Annotated in this window: 19 protein-coding genes; 8 read left to right on the top strand and 11 right to left on the bottom strand. The window is 65.4% G+C overall.

Translation table 11 applies throughout. The features are described 5' to 3' along the window. Positions 1–33 precede the first annotated feature (33 nt). Positions 34–1476 carry an NAD-dependent succinate-semialdehyde dehydrogenase gene (locus tag FQK05_RS21485; RefSeq protein WP_158970785.1) on the top strand — a complete coding sequence of 481 codons (1443 nt, stop codon included), beginning with the start codon at positions 34–36 and terminating at the stop codon, positions 1474–1476. Positions 1477–1483: 7 nt separating this feature from the next. Further along, positions 1484–3967, top strand: coding sequence for a CaiB/BaiF CoA transferase family protein (locus FQK05_RS21480; protein WP_233270625.1), 2484 nt, complete (start codon positions 1484–1486; stop codon positions 3965–3967). Positions 3968–4339: 372 nt separating this feature from the next. Here the strand turns inward: FQK05_RS21480 and FQK05_RS21475 are convergent, their stop codons facing one another. From FQK05_RS21475 to FQK05_RS21450, 6 genes are all read right to left on the bottom strand, one after another. After that, entirely contained in the window at positions 4340–4624 is a 285-nt protein-coding gene (locus tag FQK05_RS21475; RefSeq protein ID WP_158970781.1) for a thiolase C-terminal domain-containing protein, read from the bottom strand. A gap of 147 nt (positions 4625–4771) precedes the next feature. Beyond that, positions 4772–5638 carry a MaoC family dehydratase gene (locus FQK05_RS21470; protein ID WP_158970779.1) on the bottom strand — a complete coding sequence of 289 codons (867 nt, stop codon included), beginning with the start codon at positions 5636–5638 and terminating at the stop codon, positions 4772–4774. An 81-nt stretch (positions 5639–5719) separates the two neighbouring features. Then, positions 5720–6487: an IclR family transcriptional regulator gene (locus FQK05_RS21465; protein WP_158970777.1), complete on the bottom strand. Its 768-nt coding sequence runs from the start codon at positions 6485–6487 to the stop codon at positions 5720–5722. A gap of 501 nt (positions 6488–6988) precedes the next feature. After that, complete coding sequence (locus FQK05_RS21460) at positions 6989–8293, bottom strand: TRAP transporter large permease (RefSeq protein WP_158970775.1); 1305 nt, start codon at positions 8291–8293, stop codon at positions 6989–6991. 64 nt (positions 8294–8357) lie between these two features. Then, complete coding sequence (locus tag FQK05_RS21455; protein WP_158970773.1) at positions 8358–8882, bottom strand: TRAP transporter small permease; 525 nt, start codon at positions 8880–8882, stop codon at positions 8358–8360. 81 nt (positions 8883–8963) lie between these two features. Continuing rightward, a complete protein-coding gene (locus FQK05_RS21450; protein ID WP_158970771.1) occupies positions 8964–10058 on the bottom strand; it encodes a C4-dicarboxylate TRAP transporter substrate-binding protein in 1095 nt (364 codons plus the stop codon). Positions 10059–10392: 334 nt separating this feature from the next. On the opposite strand from FQK05_RS21450, the gene FQK05_RS21445 reads away from it, so the two are divergent. From FQK05_RS21445 to FQK05_RS21420, 6 genes are read left to right on the top strand one after another with little or no spacing between them, the layout of a single operon-like run. Then, a complete protein-coding gene (locus FQK05_RS21445) occupies positions 10393–10821 on the top strand; it encodes a Zn-ribbon domain-containing OB-fold protein (RefSeq protein ID WP_158970769.1) in 429 nt (142 codons plus the stop codon). Further along, a complete protein-coding gene (locus tag FQK05_RS21440) occupies positions 10822–12006 on the top strand; it encodes a thiolase C-terminal domain-containing protein (protein ID WP_158970767.1) in 1185 nt (394 codons plus the stop codon). A gap of 34 nt (positions 12007–12040) precedes the next feature. Continuing rightward, on the top strand, positions 12041–12970 hold the full coding sequence (locus FQK05_RS21435; protein WP_158970765.1) for an SDR family NAD(P)-dependent oxidoreductase: 930 nt from the start codon (positions 12041–12043) through the stop codon (positions 12968–12970). Between the two features lie 17 nt (positions 12971–12987). Beyond that, positions 12988–14151 carry an acyl-CoA dehydrogenase family protein gene (locus FQK05_RS21430; RefSeq protein ID WP_233270624.1) on the top strand — a complete coding sequence of 388 codons (1164 nt, stop codon included), beginning with the start codon at positions 12988–12990 and terminating at the stop codon, positions 14149–14151. Next, positions 14148–14999: a cyclase family protein gene (locus FQK05_RS21425; protein WP_158970763.1), complete on the top strand. Its 852-nt coding sequence runs from the start codon at positions 14148–14150 to the stop codon at positions 14997–14999. The genes FQK05_RS21430 and FQK05_RS21425 overlap by 4 nt, the downstream gene beginning before the upstream one ends. Continuing rightward, entirely contained in the window at positions 14993–16135 is a 1143-nt protein-coding gene (locus FQK05_RS21420) for a CaiB/BaiF CoA transferase family protein (RefSeq protein WP_158970761.1), read from the top strand. The genes FQK05_RS21425 and FQK05_RS21420 overlap by 7 nt, the downstream gene beginning before the upstream one ends. 53 nt (positions 16136–16188) lie before the next feature. Here the strand turns inward: FQK05_RS21420 and FQK05_RS21415 are convergent, their stop codons facing one another. From FQK05_RS21415 to FQK05_RS21395, 5 genes are all read right to left on the bottom strand, one after another. Then, positions 16189–17751: a long-chain-fatty-acid--CoA ligase gene (locus tag FQK05_RS21415; RefSeq protein WP_158970759.1), complete on the bottom strand. Its 1563-nt coding sequence runs from the start codon at positions 17749–17751 to the stop codon at positions 16189–16191. Positions 17752–17794: 43 nt separating this feature from the next. After that, positions 17795–18415: a TetR/AcrR family transcriptional regulator gene (locus FQK05_RS21410; protein ID WP_158970757.1), complete on the bottom strand. Its 621-nt coding sequence runs from the start codon at positions 18413–18415 to the stop codon at positions 17795–17797. 218 nt (positions 18416–18633) lie between these two features. After that, positions 18634–19107 carry a hypothetical protein gene (locus FQK05_RS21405; RefSeq protein WP_158970755.1) on the bottom strand — a complete coding sequence of 158 codons (474 nt, stop codon included), beginning with the start codon at positions 19105–19107 and terminating at the stop codon, positions 18634–18636. A gap of 101 nt (positions 19108–19208) precedes the next feature. Further along, entirely contained in the window at positions 19209–19904 is a 696-nt protein-coding gene (locus tag FQK05_RS21400; RefSeq protein ID WP_158970753.1) for a CDP-alcohol phosphatidyltransferase family protein, read from the bottom strand. Between the two features lie 95 nt (positions 19905–19999). After that, positions 20000–20773, bottom strand: coding sequence for an alpha/beta hydrolase (locus FQK05_RS21395; RefSeq protein ID WP_158970751.1), 774 nt, complete (start codon positions 20771–20773; stop codon positions 20000–20002). Between the last annotated feature and the right edge of the window lie 180 nt (positions 20774–20953).

The following is a 20953-nucleotide window of genomic DNA, read 5'->3' as shown; positions in this document are numbered from 1 at the left end:
CCCGCAACACGGCCCGCAGCACAGGACCCGATCATGACCGACACGACCTATCCCGCGATTCGGATCCTGGTGGACGGCCTCTGGACCGAAGGCACAGGCACCGCCCGGATCCCGGTCGAGAACCCGGCGACGGGCCGGATCCTGACAGAGTTTCCGGCGGCTTCGGCAGATGACGTCGCGCGGGCCATCGCGGCGGCGACGCGCACTTTCCCCGCATGGTCCGGTCTGGCCCCGCATGCGCGGGCCCGGATCCTGCACCGGGCCGCGGCTTTGGTCCGGGACCGGGTGGACGAACTGGCGCGGCTGATGGCCCTGGAACTGGGCAAGCCACTCCGCGAAGGGCTGGGCGAGGCCGCAAAGGTGGCCGAGCACATGGAATGGCACGCCGAACAGGGCATGCGTATTCTTGGCGACGTGATCCCGACCGCCCGCGGCATCCATCTGACGGCCCGACGCTTCGCCGTGGGCCCGGTCACGGCCTTCACGCCGTGGAACGGGCCGGGCGCCTCGCCCGCCCGCAAGATGAGCGCGGCCCTGGCCGCCGGTTGCACACTGGTCATAAAACCGGCCGAGGAGACGCCCGCCACCGCCATGGTCATCGCCGAATGCCTGGTCGAGGCCGGGGTGCCGCCGGGCGTGCTGAACCTGCTTTACGGCGACCCGGCCGAAATTTCACGGATTCTCCTGGCCAGCCGGGACATCCGGATGATCAGCTTTACCGGGTCGGTCCCGGTTGGCCGTCATCTGGCCCAAGAGGCCGGGAAGCACCTGAAGCCGATGATCCTGGAACTGGGCGGCCATGCCCCGGTAATCGTCTGCGGGGACGTGGATGCAGAGGCCGCCGCCGATCTTGCCGTTGCGGCGAAGTTCCGCAATTCCGGGCAGATTTGCGTCTCGCCCACCCGGTTCTTCCTGCACGAGACGATTCATGACCGCTTTGTCGACCGGATGGTCGAGGTGACCGAAGCACTGGTCGTGGGCGATCCCCTGGCCGCGGCAACAACCATGGGGCCGCTGATCCACGAAAGGCGCCTTCAGGCCGCCGACGCGCTGGTTCAGCAGGCTGTCGACGCGGGTGCCAATCTTCGGACCGGAGGCAAACGCCTGTCGGACACAGGTGCCTTCTATGCCCCGACGATCCTGACCGACGTCCCAGACACGGCCGACATCATGACCCGCGAACCCTTCGGCCCCGTCGCCGTGGTCCAGCGGTTCACGGATCTGGACGACGCCTGCACCCGCGCCAATGCCACTGACTACGGTCTGGCGGCCTATGCGTTTACCGGATCGGCCCGTGCCGCGGAAACCATCGCCCACCGGATCGAAACCGGCATCCTGTCGATCAACCACTTCGCAGGCTCCAACGTCGACGTCCCCTTCGGCGGCGTGAAGGACAGCGGATACGGCCGCGAAGGCGGCGCGCAGTGCTTCGACGGCTACCTGACGACGAAATCGGTGTCCCACAAGGTCGCCTGATCCATGAATGGAACCTGAGAACGTGACCGACCCAAGACTGACCCCCCTTCACGGCCTGCGCGTGCTGGACCTGTCCACCGTCGTGGCCGGGCCCTTTGGCTCCGACATCCTGGCCTCGCTGGGGGCCGAGGTGATCCGCGTCACGCCCCCCGCAACGCCGCGCGCAGCCGAACCGCGTGATCCGCAGGCACAGGTAGAAGATGGCGAAGGCTTCACCTTCTCGCTGGCCCGTTCCAAGCGCAGCGTCGGGCTGGACCTGAAGGATCCGGTGGGCAAGGCCGCCTTCCTGCGGTTGGTCGAAGGGGCCGACGTCGTCTATGACAACTTCCGCCCGGGCGTGACACACCGCTTGGGGATCGACTCGGACAGCCTGAAGGCCGTCAACCCGCGCATCGTGACCTGTTCGATCAGCGGCTTCGGGTCCGAAGGCCCCTGGGCGGCCGTCGGGGCCTATGACGTGACGGTGCAGGCGCTGAGCGGCGCGATGAGTATCACCGGCGACGGCACGGGCATGCCATGCCGCTGGGGCGTACCCATCGGCGACATCACCGGCGCCTTCTATGCCGTGATCGGCCTCCTGGCCGCGCTGGAGGAACGCGCGCGGACCGGGCTGGGCCAGCATGTCGAGGTCTCGCTTCTGGACGGGCAACTGGCCCTGAACAGCTATCGCGTGCCGCAGGCCTTCGGCGCTGGCATGGATTTTGGCCAGCCGGAACCGCGCAAGGGCGGCGCCGGGACGGTGCCCTACGGTCCGTTCCTGTGCGGGGACGACAGCTGGATCGTGATCGGCGTCGCGTCCAATTTCTGGAAACGTTTCTGCGAGGCAACGGGCCTTGGCGCGCTTGTCGACGATCCCCGCTTCGCCACACTGGCCCTGCGGCAGAAGAACCAGCTGGCGCTGGATCCCCTGATCGAGGCCCGCCTGCTGGACGACAGTTCCGACCACTGGCAAACGACGCTGATGGAGGCCGGCGTGCCGGTCGGCAAGGTCAACACGATCCGCCAGGCCTTCGAGCAGCCGCAGGCACAGGCACGCGGCATGGTCGTCCCGCTGGAGGGCACGGGGGCCGAAGGCGTCCGCACCGCCGGATCGCCGATCCGGTTCATGGGTGAGCCCGGCGCAACCTTCGCGGCGCCGCTCCCGGACGGGGCGGACAATGACGCACTTCTGTCCGCACCGCGCGCCCTGCCGAAAGACCCCGATCCGGCAGCAGCCGATGCCGCCGTGATGGGGCTGGCCGCGGTCGACGGCCCCCTGCAGGGCCTGATGGTGCTGGAACTCTGCGGCGACGAACCCAGCGGGACCTTCGCCACCCAGATGCTCGCCGACCTTGGCGCGACAGTGATCAAGGTCGAACGGCCGGGCAGGCCGGACGACACCGGTTCGGACCTGGCCCGGACCCCGGTCACCCCGGCACTGGCCTATTACTTCGGCCTGAACCGCAACAAGCGGTCGGTCTGCCTGGACCTGAAATCCGACGCAGGCCGGGAGACGTTCCTGAAGCTCGTGGCCCGTGCGGACGTGGTCTATGACAATTACAAGACCGGCGTGACCGCCAAGCTGGGGATCGACCCAGGCAGCCTGGGCAAGGTCAATCCGGGGATCGTCACCTGTTCCGTCTGCGGCTTCGGCAAAACCGGGCCCTGGGCGCACCTGCCGGCCTATGACGCCACGATCCAGGCCCTGGGCGGCGGCATGAGCATTACCGGCACAGGCGAGCCCGGCGCCATGCCCGTCCGCTGGGGCAATCCGATTGGCGGTTTCGGCGGCGCCTTCTATGCCGTGATCGGGATCCTTGCCGCCCTGCGCCGCCGCCGTCTGACCGGGCGGCCCGCATCTCTCGACATTGCGCTCCTCGATGCGCAGCTGGCCATGCATGCCTATCGCGCGGCGCCCGCCCTTTCCGGCCGCGTCTACCCCGCCGCCCAGCGGCGCGGCGGATCCGGCGCCCTGCCCTACGGCCCGTTCCTTTGCGCCGACGCCCAGTGGTTCGCCCTTGGCATCACCGGTCAGTTCTGGCCCGCCTGCGCCCGCACCCTTGGCCACCCGGAATGGATCGACGATCCCCGCTTTGCCACCGAAAACCTGCGGCAGGAAAACGAGGACGCGCTGAACGCGCTTGTCACCGAGGCCATGGCGACCCAGACCAGTATCGAATGGCAGCGCCGCTTCGTGGAACTCGGCATTCCCGGCGCGGCGGTGAAGACCATACCCGACGCCTTCGACCATCCCCATGTCGCCCGGCGCAACATGCTGGTGTCCTTCGACCATCCGGTGGGGCAGCGCCTGAAGGTGGCCGGGTCGCCGGTGAAGCTGTCTGGCCATGCCTTTTCCGGCTTCCGCCATGCCCCGTCGCTGGGCGAGGACACGCAAACTGTCCTGCGCGCCATCGCCGGGCTGGACGACCGGGCGCTGGCCGCCCTGCGCACCGATGCCAGCGTCTGGTGGCCGGAAGACGCGCCCTCCTACGCCCGCCCCAGCGTCGTCTGAGCCTGGCCCGTGACGGACGCGATGAGCGTTCGATCCCGGGAGGGTGGCGCTGCATTGTGCCGGAGCATCCAGACACGCCGTCCCATGCGCGGCCCGCGCCGGAGGGGGGCTCTGCCCCCCACGCCCTGCGGGCTCCCCCCGAGATATTTGAAGACCAAAGAAGCCGGGAAAGCCTCAGGACGGCTTCTCCCGGCTTCTTCTTTTCGCAAATACTCCCGCCGGAGGCATCCGACAGCAGCAACCGGCGCGGCAGACGGGCTTCCGGGGCCCGCAATCAGGCGGGGTTGGTTTTCCCATCGTGCCGGAGGCCGGGAACATGCCGCCGGCCACGCAGCAGACCCGGATCCGGCCCCTTCGACCTGCCCGCTGGATCTATCCATCCTCCGGCAGGCCATACATCCCATGCGTCCCGGAATGCATGTAGCCGAGGCCGCCGCCATTGGTGTTCATCGGCAGGTGGCCGCGGGCGCGGGTGTTGCCGTCGGCGATGAAGGCCCCGGCCTGGTCCCCGCCAGCACAGCCCGGGTCATCCGACCCGCAGATCGGCAGAGGCGCGAAGACGTACCAAACCATCGGGTGATCCAGATCCGAACTGGCGATCCCGGCACGGTCGGAACCCAGCTTGCCGAGGATCCGGAACGCCCCGAACGAGGTCAACCCACAAGAACTACAGGGCGGGCAGAAGGGGTGCGGCAGGATAGGGAGCGGCGCAGGACCGGCTTTGCCGCAGGCGCAACTCTTCCGCCCGGGCCTCGTCCCAATAGTGCCTGGTTTCCGGCCAGGGTTTCGGGACGATGCAGCCTGTCACCGGGCGACTTTCGCATAGCCGTTGTTCAGGACGACCTTCTGCCGTTCGACGGCCGTGGTGCGGAAGGACACGATTTCGCCGTCCACCCAGATCTGGGTCTGCAGCGTTTCGCCCGGGAAGACAGGGGAGGAGAAGCGCAGGTCGAACTGTTTCAGCCCTGTCGGATCGCCTCCGCAACAGGTGCGCAGGACCGACCAGCCGGCCACGCCATAGGAACAGAGCCCGTGCAGGATCGGCGCGTGGAAACCTGCCCCTCTGGCCACAGCCGGGCTGGCATGGAGCGGGTTGGAATCGCCTGAAAGGCGATAGATCAGCGCGGCCTGCGGCAGGGTCGGCACTTCGTCCACGATATCCGGCGCGCGGTCCGGCAGTGTGTGGACGGGCAATGTCGGACCGTCGGGTCCGCCGAAGCCGCCATCGGCCCGGGCAAAGGTCGTGCTGATCGAGGTCGAGATATGCGTGCCGGTCGCCTTGTCGTGGACATCGCGGGCGACGTAGATCAGCGCGCCCTTGCCGGGCCCCTTGTCGACGATGTCCTTGATCCAGGTCTTGCCGATCAGCGTCCCTTCTGGCGGCAGCGGGTTGTGGATCGTCAGCCGCTGTTCGCCGTGCAGCACCTGTTCCCAGGTCACACCGCTGTCGGGTTCGCGCACCCAGAAGCCGGGGCCGGCCATCACGACGTGCATGGTCGGAAGGGGGGCAAAGCCGTCGGCCTCTTCGAAGGTGAAACGGACATGGTCCTCGTTCAGCGGGTCGGCACCGACGCCGATCCCAAGGGCGTAAAGGATCGTGTCCCGCGTCGTGTAGGTCTGCTCGATCTCCTCGAAGGCGCGGGTCTTCAGTCTTTCATAATCGATGGCCATGGGTCTGTCCTTCCATCTGGCATGTCGTGTCCGGGCCGCGGCCCTCTCGGGCGCGCTTCGGCGGTGCGGGGTTTCAGGCCGTCAGAGCGGCAAAGAGGCGAGGCCCAGCCGCGCCGGCAGGGCGGTCAGGCGGCTCAGGATGTCATCGCGGATTTCCATCATGCGGGCCTCGGGGCCGCCGACGCCGATCATCAGGGGCGTGGGATCGTCCCGGCCGCTGAGCAGGACCGAGATGGAGTTGACCCCCGCCACCCGGCCGCCGTGGCTTTCGAAAAAGCCCTGCCTGCGCTCCTCGCCGATGCGTTCCAGAAGCCGGCGTTCGCCGACGCGGGCATGGGGCGGGGCTTCGGCATTGTTGCGCCGCGCGATGCGCAGGATCTTGGGGTCCTCCAGCCGGGACAGCAACGAACGGCCTGCGGCAGTGCAGGTCATGAAATCCTTGCCGCCGACCTTCGGCGCGATCTCTTCCGGCCGACCGGAGCTGACAACGTGGACCAGCTGGACATAAGGTCCGGTCTGGGTACCGATGACGACGGTTTCCCCCAGGTCTTGCGACAAAGCCTCGGCCGTGTCGCACAGCGGGTTGCGGCGGCCGATCCGTTCCAGCGCCCAGTCGCTGAGGAAGGCGGCGCGGCGGGCTGGGGCATAGGTGCGGGTGCCCTCGATCCGATAAAGATAGCCCAGATCCGTCAGGCATTTCACCAGCATCGATGCGCTCGATTGCGGCACGGACAGGGCCTTGCAGATATCGGTCACGCAGACTGGCCTGCGGACCGTGTTGAAGAACTCCATCAGCGCCATGGCGCGCGCCGCGGACTTGATACTCGACCCGCCCGGTTTGACGGCCATCCCCGTTCCCCCCTCCCTTAATCCTACTAATTGGTAGTATACTATTGGGTTTCCTGTTCGCAATCCTGTCTTGGCGGCGAAAACCACGGGTGCGATGTGTTTCGGGATGCCAGAACCTTGGTGGCGGCGCCTGCACGGAAGGCAAGGACCGGCAGCGCAGTTCCTGGCGGGAAGTAAGATGTTTCAGCGCAAAGAGCCGCGGCGTCTTCGCCAGTGAAACAGGCGGGAACGGGTCAGCCGGGCGGGACATTATATGATGGTCCTGGCTCCGGTACTTTCGAAGTGGGCAGCCCGCATTTTCGCGACACTGCGAACGCCCTCGCGGAACTCGGCGGCCTTGAAGCGCGCCTCCGTCCCGGCATTGACCTGCCTGTGCACCAGCCCCCTGGCGACAGATTGGCCGGACCTGCCTCCTGACGATCGCCACCGACCGGGACGAGATCCTCGTGGCCATCCCACCGGACAGGACATCGAAGATCTGGCCGATGGTGATCCGCCCCCTCACATCAGCGACGGGAGCCAGAGCGAAATCGCGGGGAAGCCGATCAGCAGCGCCATGATCACGACCTCGCAGGCCAGGAACCACAGAAGGCCGCGGAAGATCGTCGTCAGGGGCACGGCGTCGCCCACGACGCCCTTCACCACATAGGCGTTCAATCCCACAGGTGGCGTCAGCAACCCGATTTCGATCAGTTTCACGACCAGGACGCCGATCCAGATCTCGTCCACGCCCAGCGACTTGTAGATCGGCAGGAAGATCGGCAGCGTCAGAAGCATGACACCCAGCGGATCCAGGAACATGCCCAGCACCAGATAGACGGCGCACATGGCCAGGATCACCAATGTCGGGTTGGGGTCGATTTCCGTGACGAAGGCGGTCAGAAAGCGCGGCACCCCGGCGATGGCCAGGAAGCGGGTCAGAAGGATCGCCCCGATGGCGATGAAGAAGATCGACGCGGTGGTCTTCAGCGCCTCGGCAAAGCTGATGATCAGGTTGCGCCATGTCAGCTGGCGCAGGGCCGCGCCGATGACCAGCGCCAAGATCGCGCCGACGGCACCGGCCTCGGTCGGGGTGGCGATGCCGGCATAGATCGACCCGATCACGCCCGCGATCAGCAGCGGCAGGGGCCAGACATCCCGCAGGGCGCGCATCTTGTCTGCAAAGGTGATGGTTTCGGGAATCTTCGGCGCCAGCTTCGGATTGACGATGCAGCGGCCGACGATCATCACGGCATAGATGCCGGCGGTCAGCAGGCCCGGCAGGAAGCCGGCAATCAGCAGGGCACCCACCGGCACTTCGGCATACCAGCCATAGATGACGAAAGCGATCGAAGGCGGGATCAGCGCGCCCAGCGTGCCGGCCGCGGCGATCGTCCCCGTGGCCAGCGCCTTGTCATAACCGTATTTCAGCATCTCCGGTATCGCCAGGCGCCCCATCGCGGCCGAGGTCGCAAGGCTGGACCCCGACGCCGCCGCGAACCCGGCAGAGGCCAGATTCGACGCCACCGCCAGCCCGCCGGGCGTGTTGTTCAGCCAGACCCGCGCGGTGCGGAACAGCGACGACGTCAGCCCGGTGTGATAGGCGACCGCGCCCATCAGCAGGAACATCGGCACCGCTGACAGCGTGAAACTGGAGGCGAAATCGAACGGCAACGATCCCAGCGTCCCGAAGGACGCCCGCCAGCCGCGCAGCAGGAACAGACCCGCCACGGACACCGTCGCAAGGGCCACGGCGATGGGCACCCGGAAGGCCAGAAGCACAAGCACCAGCCCGATGCCGATGAAGCCGAGAAGCAGTGGATCCATCAGCGGGAACCTCCGTCAGGTCGTCGAGTTTTGGAGAGGGTCGCGGGCGGGGACACGCGCGGCCTCACAGGCCCGCCGGGTTCAGCGGATCGGCACCCCGGCGCCAGATGCACAGCTTCTGCCAGATGACCACGACCAGATAGACCGCCATCAGTGCGCAGCCGACGGGCAGGAACCAGCGTGCGGGCCAGACCTGAAGGTCCAGCGTCGCCGCCTCCCAGCTTTCGCGGATCGCGGTCTTTTCCACGGCGACATGAAAGCTGCGCACGCTGATGGCCGAGACATAGGCCAGCGCCAGGATCGCGCCCATTGCGTCGATCAGGGCGATGGTCTTGGGCCGCAATCCCTGGGTGAACAGTTCGACGATGACATGGCCCCCATCCCGCGTCACCAGCCCCAGCGGCAGGAAGACCAGCGCGACCATGTAATAGGACGACACCATTTCCAGCGTGTGGGGGACGGGACGGCCCAGCAGGTATTTGGCGGTCACGTCCAGCCCGACCTGCACCATCATCATGAACATCGCGATGCCGCCCAGGACGGCCCCGGCGATACACAGTCCGTTGGCGATCTTCGCGAAAGTCTTCATCCCGGCCCCATTCTGCGCATCGGACCGCAAATGCGGTCCGGTTTCCGGGCCGGTCGTGCCGGCCCGGATCCGTTCAGCGGATCAAAGCTTGGAATAGATCTCGGACCACAGCTTTTCGGCGTATTTCTGGCGGTCCATGCCGATCTCGGCCATGATGCCCTTCCATTTCTCGACGTTCTTCATCAACGCATCGACGATGGCCGACGGATCGTCGACACCGGCTTCCCTGGCTTTCTCTTCGGAATAGCCGATCTCGCCCTTCAGGAACTCGTCGAAGGACGCCTTCATGTCGTCGCCCATGGCATAGAACTCGATGCCGTCGGCCTTGGCCTGCTGGGCCGCTTCCAGCCCTTCCTCGTAGTAGGAAAAGTTGATGTCGGCGACCAGCTGCGGCATCTCCTTCAGAAGGATCGTCCTTTCCTCGTCCGACAGGTCGGCCCAGCGGTCTTCGGTCGTGTACATGACCAGCGCGCTGAAAATGCCGCCGATGGGGGTTTCCACGATCGACGTCACCAGGTCCTTCAGTCCGTAGGAGTTCAGCCACGCATAGGCGCCGATGGTACAATCGGCCTGGCCGCGCTGCATCGCCTCGTACATCTCGGCCGTGGTGATGCTGACAGGCACAGCCCCCCAATGTTCGGACAGCGCCCCGTTGCGGGTGCTGGCGCGGACCTTCTTGTCCTTCACCTGGTCCAGTGTATGGACCTCTTCAGTGCACATCAGGTGATAGTCGCCGCCGGAATAGAAGGCCAGAGGCTTCAGATCGTGCTTCTTGAACTCGGCCTCGCATTGCGGGCAGTCGAGCAGCTGCGTTTCGGTCAGTGCGGCGCCCCAGGCGATCTGATCGTCCACCAGCATGAACAGGTCGGACATCGTCACCGCGACCGGCAGCTCGCTCTTGTAATAGACGTCCACCAGCAGAGAGCTGTCGACCAGCCCGTCCTTGACGATCTGGAGCGACTCCTTGGGGCCACCCATCGACCCGCCCGAGAACAGTTCCCACGTGAGGCTGCCGTTGCTGTCGGCCGCGACGCGGTCGAAGAACGGCTGCAGGCCCTTTTCCACGACCACGTGGGTGGGCGGCAGCCACGAACCGTAGGTCAGCTTTGTATCGGCAGCAGCGCCGGTCGAGGCTATGGCCAGGACTGCGGCCGAGGCCGCAAGAATGCGTGTCATGATGGCGTGTCCTTCTCCCTGTGCGCAGGCCCGGCCCCTTGCGGATTGTCTCGCAGCCTAGCGCCCCCTCTCTCCCGTTGAAGGTATCGCCGGCGGACCGCCTGCAATGCAAGACTTATACCAATTGGTAGCACTACTCAATAGTAAAGACTTTTATTGCCATCGCACCGGATTTTTTCTAGGTTTGACATGAAGTTTTCTGCTTGCTATCCGATTATGTACTACCGATTGGTATACTGTTATTCGACAATCAGCCCGGGGCGGAATTATCCTCTGTTCCCCGGCGGCTAGGCCACTTGCGGCGTCCCCGTGCGCCGCGTCCGAAGGGGGACAGATGATCGAGGGGTACACCGGAAAGCTTCCCGTGCCGACGCCGGGCACCCAGCCCTTCTGGGACGGGACGCAGGCGGGCAAACTGGTGTTGCCGCGCTGCGGCGATTGCGGCGGCTGGACCTATTATCCGCGGCCGTTCTGCATGCACTGCTTTTCCTGGAACGTGACCTGGACCCGCGCCAGCGGCCACGGGACGCTGCACACCTTCGCCATCAACCACCTGCCCGCCAAGGGGTTCGAGGACGTGGGCAAGCCCGTCATCGCCGTGGTCGAACTGGAGGAAGGCCCGCGCATGATCACGAATCTGATGATCGAGGGCGAACCGGACCCGGACGCCATCCCCCTGGACGCCCCGGTCGAAGTCACCTTTCGCGCCGTGACGCCGGGCATCACCCTGCCCTGGTTCCGGCTGGTCCGAGGGGGCAGGTAGATGGCAAGGCACCCCCATTCCGGCAAGGTCGCCATCGTCGGCGCGGCCCACACCGACCAGATCGGCAAACTGCCCGGTCATTCCCGCCTGATGCTGCATGCCGAGGCCGCGCGGAACGCGCTGGCCGATGCGGGCCTGACATTGAAGGACGTGGACGGCATCTTCAGCGCCGTGGCGACGCCGAACGAGATTTCGGAATACCTGAACGTCACGCCCCGCTATGTCGACGGCACCAGCGTCGGCGGCTGCTCCTACATCCTGATGGTCCAGCACGCAGTGGCCGCGATCATGGGCGGCTATTGCGACGTGGCACTGATCCTGCACGGCGAATCCGGCAGGTCCTGGATCGACATGGAATCGCAAGGCACACCGCAGGGACCCGGCGGCCAGTTCGAGGATCCATTCGGCACGGTCGGCGCGGCATCGACCTATGCCCTGCCGGTCCTGCGGCACTTTCACGACTACGGCACGACAAAGTACCAGATGAGCCATATCCCGGCCGCGACCCGGGAATGGGCGCTGCTGAACCCGATGGCAATGATGCGCAGCAAGGGGCCGATCACGCCCCAGGACGTGATGGCATCCCGCCCCGTCTGCTATCCCCTGAACCTTCTCGACTGCTGCCTTGTCTGCGATGGCGGCGGCGCGCTGGTCGTCACCTCTGCCGAGCGCGCGAAGGACCTGAGGCAGCGGCCCGTCTATGTGCACGGAACGGGCGAGGCCACGGCCCATCGCAGCGTCGGCATGATGCGGGACTTCACAACATCGGATTCGACCGTGATCTCTGGCCAGCAGGCCTTTGCCTTCGCGGACATGCAGCCGTCGGACATAGATCACCTGATGCTTTACGACGCCTTCAGCCCGACGCCGATGTACTTCCTGGAAGACCTGGGCTTCGTGCCCAAGGGCGAGGTCGGGCCCTGGCTGGAAGACACGTCGAAGACGCCGGACGGAAAGATCATCTATCGCACCGGTCCCGGGGGCGATCTTCCGATGAACACCAATGGCGGCGGTCTCTCGTTCGGGCATTCGGGCCGCTACGGCATGTTCGCGATGCTGGAAGCGGTGTTCCAGCTGCGCGGCACCGCCGGCGCGCGGCAGGTCGATAACGTCAACACTTCGCTTGTTCATGGCCCCGGCCGGCAATTTGCCGCGGCGGCCACACTCATCCTCGGCCGCGACTGACGCGGGCCGCCTGTATCTGGAAAGGAAAACGCTCATGAGTCTTCAAGGCAAGGCCGCCATCATCACCGGCGGTGGGCGGGGCATCGGCTTTGAGTCCGCCAGGCTTCTCGCCGAACAGGGCGTCAATATCGTGGTCGTCGATCCCGGCGGCGCGCGGGATGGATCGCCTGAGGACAGCAGCCCCGCCGACGACGCGGTGAAGGTGCTGGAAAGCATGGGCGTCAAGGCTCTGGCGGTGAAGGAATCCGTCGCCGACTTCGATACCGCGGGCGAAATCGTGCGCCTTTGCGTCGATCAGTTCGGCAGTTGCGATATCCTGATCAACTCCGCCGGCCTGCTGCGCGAACGCATGGTCTGGAACATGTCCGAAGCCGAATGGTCGGGCGTCGTCAACGTCCACCTGAACGGGACTTTCAACATGTCCCGCCACGCCGCAGGCTACATGCGCGAACAAAAGTTCGGGCGGATCATCACCATGGGGTCCGACGCCTGGCGCGGAACCATCGGGCAGGCCAATTATGGCGCGGCCAAGGGCGGGATCTATTCCCTGACTCGTGCGCTGGCGCGCGAATTGGGAAAATACGGCGTCACCGCCAACACGATCTGCCCCACCGCCGCCACCCGCCTGACGCTGGACCAGCGGGTGAAGGACGGGTTCAGGAAGCGGCTCGAGGCCGGCCTGATCACCGAGGCGCGTTACAACGAGGTCGTGAACATGCCCCAGCCTGAATACATCGCGCCGCTGGTGGCCTATCTTGTGTCGGAAGATGCGGCCAACGTGAACGGCCAGTGTTTCCGTGCCGAAGGCACCCGCGTGTCGGTGATGGCCGAACCCTACGAAAAGGCCGCGATCTTCAAGGCCAATGGCAGCGAAAAGTTCAGCCATGACGAACTGGCCGACCTGATCCCGCGTATCCTCCTGGCAGACTACACCAACCCGGCGCCTGCCGCCGAAGACGCCTGAACCAAGGACGAAGCCCCATGTCGACCCGCAAACTGCCTTCGCCCATGATGTCGGGGCGGACGATCTATCAGCCCGAACACGAACAGTTCCGCGACACGTGCCGGAAGTTCTTCACGGCCGAGATCCTGCCCAACATCGCCCAGTGGGAAAAGGACGAAATCGTCCCCCGCAGCTTCTGGCGGAAAGCGGGCGAGATGGGGCTTCTGTGCGTCACGGTCCCCGAGGAATATGGCGGGCCCGGGGCGGATTACCTCTATGCCTCGATCGTGGACGAGGAGCTGGGCTATACCGGCCAGGCCAGCGTCACGCTTCAGGTCCAAAGCGACATCATCGCGCCCTATATCCTCGCCCTGGGCACCGAGGAGCAGAAGCAGGCATGGCTGCCCAAGATGGTGACGGGCGAAGTGATCGGCGGCCTCTGCCTGACCGAACCCGGCACCGGCAGCGACGTCCGGAACGTGCGGACGCGCGCCGTGCGGGACGGCGACGAGTACGTGATCAATGGGTCCAAGACCTTCATCACCAACGGCCAGAACGGGGACCTGTTCGTCGTGGCCTGCCAGACCGGGACGGGAGACCGGAAGGGCATCAGCCTGATCCTGGTCGAGGCCATACGCGACGGCTTTCGCCGGGGCCGGAACCTTGAAAAGCTGGGTATGAAGGCATCGGACACGTCCGAACTGTTCTTCGAGGACGTGCGGGTGCCGGTGACGAACCTTCTGGGCGTTGAAAATGGCGGTCTGGCGCAGGTGATGAAGGAACTGCCCAAGGAACGGCTGGCCATCGCCACCATCGCCATGGCCAATGCGCAGAAGGCGTTCGACATCACGCTGGATTATGTCCGGGAACGCGAGGCCTTCGGTAAGAAGATCTTCGAATTCCAGAACACCCAGTTCAAGCTGGCCGAGATCCGGTCCCAGCTGGCCATGGGCTGGGCCTATCTGGATCAGTGCATCGCCCGTTTCATGAAGGACGAACTGACGGGCGAGGAAGCGGCAATCGCCAAGTATTCCACGACCGAGATGCAGTGCCGGATCATCGACGACTGCCTGCAGATGCATGGCGGCTGGGGCTACATGTGGGAAATGCCGATTTCGCGCATGTATGCCGATGCCCGCGTCCGCCGGATCGGCGGCGGCAGTTCGGAAATCATGAAGCTGGTCATCGGACGGGCGCTGTGAGCGGTTCCGTGGTCGACGCCGCAACCGGCGACGGGCCGGGCGCCCTGCCCTTCGACCTAGCCCTGTGGCAGCGCGCGGCCGGAACCGTCGAAACGGGGCGGTTGTTCGAACTGGGGCGAGAATTCCACGACGGGATGCCGCATTACCCGACCCACCCGGATTTCGAGGTGTCCCTGTTCCGCAAGCACGGCGACCGCGTGCGCGGCGACGGGGCCAGTTCCGCCAGTTGCCACCTGTCCTTTGGCGGGCATACCGGCACCCATATCGACGCCCTGTGCCATGTCAGCCAGGACGGGCGGATGCATGACGGCTCGCCCGCCGACAACCAGCGGATTCAGGCCGGGACGGCCGTGGGCGATGCCGCGGACCTTGGCGTCTATGTCCGGCGCGGGGTGCTGTTCGACATCGCGGCGCTGGACCGGGTCGACCGGCTGTCAGGCGACCGGGTGATCGGCCCCGAGGATCTGGCACAGGCGGCCGAGCGGCAGGGGTTCAGGGTCGAGCACGGCGACGTCGTCCTGATCCGCACCGGCTGGGGACAGCTCTGGGGTGCGCCCGGCTATATCGACCACGCGACGCCCGGACCGAATTATGAGGCCGCCAAGTGGCTGCTGGACCGCGGCGCCGGGCTTGTCGGCAGCGACACGGCGGTGTTCGAGAAGGGCCCCGTGACCGATGCCGCACCGGTCCACCGCTTGCTGCTCTTCGAACAGAAGGTCAACATCATGGAAAACCTGGACCTGGAGCCGATTGCAGCTGCTGGCGTGTCCACCTTCCTGTTCCTTGCCCTGCCCCTGCGGGTCCGGGGCGGAACCGCCTCACCCCTGCGCCCGGTGGCGATATGCTGACGGGCAAACGCCAGGGCCCCCTGACCGACCTGAAAGTGGTCGAGATGGTGGGCGTGGGCCCCGGCCCCTTCTGCGGCATGATGCTGGCCGACATGGGCGCCGATGTGGTTCGGGTGGACCGGCTGGACCGCAAGGGCAATTCGACCCGGCAGGACGTGCTGAACCGCTCGCGCCGGTCGGTGGCGGTGGATCTGAAATCGAACACCGGTGTGGGCATCGCCAAGCGCCTGATCGCAGGCGCCGATGTGCTGATCGAAGGCTTCCGGCCCAGCGTCATGGAGCGTCTGGGTCTGGGACCGCAGGTCTGCCACGGCCTGAACCCGGCGCTGGTCTATGGCCGGATCACCGGCTGGGGACAGGACGGACCGCTGGCGCAGACCTCCGGCCACGACATAAACTACATCGCCCTGACCGGCGCGCTGCAGACCATCGGCACGAAAGACGCCCCCGTCCCGCCCCTGAACCTTGTCGGCGACTTTGGCGGCGGGGGCATGCTTCTGGCCTTCGGTGTCCTGGCGGCGGTGCACGAGGCACGGGTATCGGGCAAGGGCCAGGTCGTGGACGCGGCCATGATGGACGGTGCCGCACTTCTGATGTCGATGATCTATGGCTACCATGCCAAGGGCCGGTGGACCGACGAGAGACAGGCCAACATCTTCGACGGCGGCGCCCATTTCTACGGGACCTATGAATGCGCCGACGGAAAATTCGTCGGTGTCGGCGCCATCGAGCCGCAATTCTATGCCCTGATGCTGCAGCTGATGGACATTGACCCCGGCACCTTCGCCGACCAGTGGAACGAAACCGAATGGCCCCGCTTCCGCGAAGAACTGTCCCGGGTGTTTCGCACCAAGACCCGAGACGAGTGGGACGCGATCTTTGCCGGGACGGATGCCTGCGTCTCGCCCGTCCTGTCGATGGGAGAAGTGACCGCGCACCCCCACAACGCGGCGCGGCAGATCTTTACGAATGTGGCGGGGACGGTCATGCCCTCCCCTGCCCCGCGGTTCAGCCGGACGCCGGGCGCGATCAGCGCGCCGCCGGTGCTGGGCGGGGAACAGGGGGCCGAGGTGCTGGCGGACTGGGGTTTCGCCCCGGACGAGATCGCCGAACTGGAACAGTCCGGCGCCATCTGAAACGGATGTCGAACGGAACGGCGCCCGGGGGTATCCCCCGGGCGTCTCGCGTTTCAGCCCACCTGCCGGGTCCGGTTTTCCCAGTAAGGTTCGCGCAGCACACGTTTCAGCACCTTGCCGCTGGCGTTCCGGGGCAGCGCATCCAGGAATGTCACCTTCCGCGGCACCTTGTAGCCGCCGATATGCTGGCGGCAGTGGGCGATCACGTCATCGGCGGTCAGGGACGCCCCTGCACGCATCACGCAGACGGCCATCACTGTCTCGCCATATTTCACGTCCGGCACGCCGATCACCGCGCATTCGGCGATATCGCGATGTTCGGACAGGGCGTTTTCGACCTCTACGGGATAGATGTTCTCTCCGCCGCTGACGATCATGTCCTTGATGCGGTCCTTCAGGTAGACATAGCCCTCGCCATCCATCATGCCCGCGTCGCCCGTGCGCAGCCAGCCGTCGGCGTCCAGAACCTTGTCGGTCGCCGCCTTGTCCTGCCAATAGCCCTTCATGATCTGCGGGCCCTTGGCCACGATCTCGCCCACTTCACCACGGGGCAGCTCGCGGCCGTCATCGTCGCAGATCCGGATCTTCGTGCCCACGGCCGGTTTCCCTGCGGATTCGAGCAGATGCGCCTGCCCTTTCAGCGCCTTCTCGTGGTCGTATTCGTTCAGATAGGTCAGCGCGCCGGTCGCCTCGGTCAGCCCGTAGCCCTGGATCAGATCGCAGCGGAACACCTCGGTCGTGCGCTGCAGCAGCGGGACGGAGATCGGCGCCGCGCCGTAATAGATCACCCTCAGGTCGTCGAATGTCATCGACGCGATGTCCGGCACGTCGTCCAGCAAGGACTGGATGATCGCCGGGACCATGTTGATCGTGTTGATCCGGTATTCTTTCAGCGCCTTGACCAGCCCGTCGGGGCTAAAGCTTTCGTGGAGCACGCAGGTGGTCCCGTTCACACCGGCCGCGAAGACGCGCAAGGCCCCCGCCGCGTGATACAGCGGCGTCACGATCAGTGCCCGTTCCCCCGGGCTGCGCCGGGCACTTGTCGCGACCATCGCCTGGTCCAGATGCGCCAAGATATTCGCATGGGTCAGCACCACGCCCTTGGGCATCCCCGTCGTACCGCTGGTGTACATGATGTAAAGGCTGTCGCGGTCCGTCACCGGCACGTCCGGCCGGCGGTCCGAGGCATCGAGCCATCTGTCCCAGCCCTGCCAGCCGGCGCGCTCTGTGCCCACCGACACGAAGGTTTCCACCGACGACAGGCTGCCACGGACGCTATCGATCCCGTACATGTATTCCTCGGTCGCGAACAGCATCCGGCTGCCGGAGTGGCTGATGATGTACGCCCACTCCTTCGGGGCCAGGCGAAAATTCAGCGGGATTGGCGCAGCGCCGGCCTTGGCCGCGGCCAGGTAGACCAGCGCGTGTTCGATCGAATTCTTGCCCAGATAGGCGATCCGGTCGCCCACCTTAACGCCCGACGCGATCATCGCATTGGCGATGCGGTTCGCAAGACGCTCTGCCTCGGCATAGGAAACGATGCGGTCGCCCTGGATCAGGAAGGGCACGGCCGGACGCATGTCCGCGTGGTACTCGAAATAGTCGTGGAACCGCATGCACGTCCTGCCTTCCGGGGATTTCGGCCGCAGTCAGCCGCGATCAGCTGCTGTTGGCCGGCCTGTCCACGGCCAGGCCGAACTGGAACAGGTCAAAGAACTTCTCGGCAATCTCGCGCGGGTCTTCCTCGCCGTCTTCCCGATACCAGTGCGCGATCCAGTTGAAGGACCCGAACAGCGCGAAGGACACCGATTTCGGATCGCATTTCCGGATCGACCCGTCCTCGATCCCCTGTTCGATCACCTCGCGGACCTCGCTGTTCAGCCGCCGGCGTCCGTCCCAAAGGCGGGTGGAGCTTTCGGGCGACATGTCGTTTGCGCGGGTCAGGATCAGGCACTTGCCGAAATCGGTCGTCATGATCTGGGCATAGGCCACGAAGATGTTGCGCAGCCGTTCCCAGCCGTTCCGCCCGTCATCGCGCGCCTTGCGGATCGCAGAATGCAGGTCGGCGGTGGCGATGCGCGAACATTCGAACAGCAGCGCCTCCTTATCCTTTACGTAGTAATAGACGGTCGGCTTCGACAGCCCCAGGATCTCGCATAGATCGTCGATCGTGGTGTTGTGAAACCCCTTCTCGTTAAAGGTGCGGGCAGCGGCGCGCAGGATCTCCAGGCGCTTCTCTTCGCGCCGGACGAGCACTGCCTTGCTGGTCTTCCTAGCCATGGCGATCCCTGATTTTTATTGCTTTCGACTATAGCCCGGGCGGCGGCGCGATGCCACAAAAACTTACCAATCAGTAGGGTTTTTCGGTACGGCTTTTTGCGCGCCCGTTCCGGGCGGCGACAAGATGTAGTGGTTTGGACCAGACGCGGCAACAGCCGGTAATGAAGCTGCCACGACTGATGAACCTTGCTGCCTTCGACTGCGGGCTGCTCCCTGCCTCAGGCCGGTTTTCCGCTCGAAGCAAGGGCCAGACGCCCCCAGCGGACCAGAACGGCCAGGGCCGCACTTCCCGCCGCCCAAAGCCAGAATTCCGGCCAGCGAAACATGGATGGAAAACCGATGATGAACTGCGCGGCGGCCAGCCCCACGATCTGTGCTGTCACATGGTTCGTCACCTGCGTCGCCGAAGCGGAAACGGGGGTCAGGAAGGCCGTTGTCGCACCGACCAACAAAAAGGCCCCGGCCTTGGCAAGTCCGAGCATGTTGCGGGCGCCGGAGCTGTTGTGCTCGATGAGAGAGGGCACAGCGGCCGCGCGTATATCAGCGTCGGGCGACATGAAACGGGCGATCACACCCGAGGACCGTTGCATCAGATCGACCTGAATCTGCCAGGTCAGGGTCCAAAGACCCCAGGCAACAAGGACAGGCAGCAGCAAAACAAGAAAGTACCTGACGGCAATCATGAAACGCACCTTGCACCATCCAGCCGGAAACATGGTGGCTCGAAGCTTGCAGAAATCAAACTATGGCCGAGAACACCTCTGGCAGGACAGCGGACGGTACCGCGATCTCCTTAGCGGACGTAGCCCCGGTCATAAATGATCTGCTGGGCGATGCCCGCAACCGTCAGGTAGATCGAGGTCACCGCAACGATGAATGTCAGCAGCGGGAAATGCGCGAAATCGGTCCAGGCGGCATAGGCGATGGACCCGGTCCAGACCAGCGCCACCGGCAGGGAAATCGCCCGCCAACGTGCGGTGCGCACAGGGTGGATGAAGCGCAGCGTCAGGAACTGCGCGACCGACAGGGCGAGGACCAGCCCCAGGATCACCCACCAGGCCGGCTCGATCACCAGCAGGGCCAGCGTCAGCATGTTCCAGCAGGCCGGAAAACCCCGGAAGGACGCATCCGACGTCTTCATCCGCGTGTCGGCGAAGTAGAGCGACGAGGTGAAGGGGATGAAGAGCACCACGAACCAGCCAGTCCAGCCGGGCAGAAGGCCCGATCCATAGAGCGCATAGGCCGGGATCATGACATAGGTCAGGAAGTCGATGATCAGGTCCAGAAGCGTCCCGTCGATGATGGGCGCGTTGGACTTCACGTCATATTTCCGTGCCAGCGGTCCGTCGATCCCGTCGACGATGAATGCCACGGCCAGCCAGATGGCCATCATGGACCAGTCCTGCTGGGCAGCCTCCAACAAGGCCAGCATCGCCAGCGAGGCGCCGACGGCAGTGAAGAGGTGTACGGAATAGGCTCGGAAACGCATTCGCCGGAAAGTGCCCGTTCCGGTGGGGAGTTGCAAGCGGTTGCTTGCCGACGCGGGCCGATCCGGGTCACATGATCCGGTCGGTGAGCTGACGGTCACAGGTCCAGGTTTCGCGCCGTCCGGTCGTGATGAAGAATGCGGGCGACCGCCTCGGCCAGGGGTTCGGCCGGATGGGCGCGGATGCCACCATGTTCGATCGTCGTCTCGATCAGGCGGATCCGGGCGGGATCGTGGGCAGCCAGGCGGCGGATGGGGGCGATCGGCACCCGCGTGTCGGCCGGGTTGTGGAGCGCCAGAACAGGCACCTCGCCCGTGACCCGGGACGTCGCATAGGCAAAGGCCCCCGAGGCCACGAACACCGACGATATGTTATCGGGCCGCCGGACCTGCGCCAGATCCGACGCGTAAAGCACGTTCAGCGCCGTGATTCCCCCGGCCGAGGATCCGCAGAGGCAGACCGGGCCGGCGATGCCGTGAAGGTCCGGGCGGTCCCGAAGCCAGTAGAGCAGCGCGACCGTATCCTCGACCGCGGCCATGGCCAGGCGCCGGGTGAAATGGACGGTCAGCCCTTCGCCAAGGGCGGCGACTTCCGCATCCATCCGATGAATGCGCCGCCATTTGATCCCGCACACCGGCTTGTCCCGGCCCAGTCTGTAGGACGGAAACAAGGCGTCATAGCCCTGACTGTTGAGTTCCGCGGCGATTCCGGCGTGTTTCGGAGACTTTCGCGACCCGCTTCTGAACCCACCGGAATGCAGCCAGACCACGGTGCCCCTGGGCTGGGGGGCGCCGGTCCGGAAAAGATCAACCTCCAGCGGCAGCGGTCCGCGTTCGGTCGGGGCCTGATGATATTCGAATGTCTCGATCATGAGCGATCCCTTACCGGACAACGAATGGACCACATAGCCGACTTGCCCTGAAGACACCATTCCGGGCGACGGCGGATCAGATCGACCCGCGCGCTGGATCTGCCGATCAGACATTTGGACTTGGCCACCGCGTTAGCCACGCCGAAGGGTATCGAAACGGAATGGACCGCGGCGGTCGAA

It is taken from the genome of Chachezhania sediminis (genome assembly GCF_009765275.1).
Classification (GTDB): Bacteria; Pseudomonadota; Alphaproteobacteria; order Rhodobacterales; family Rhodobacteraceae; genus Chachezhania; species Chachezhania sediminis.
The sequence above is the reverse complement of the archived record's forward strand: the minus strand, read 5'-3'. Positions and strand labels throughout refer to the sequence as shown.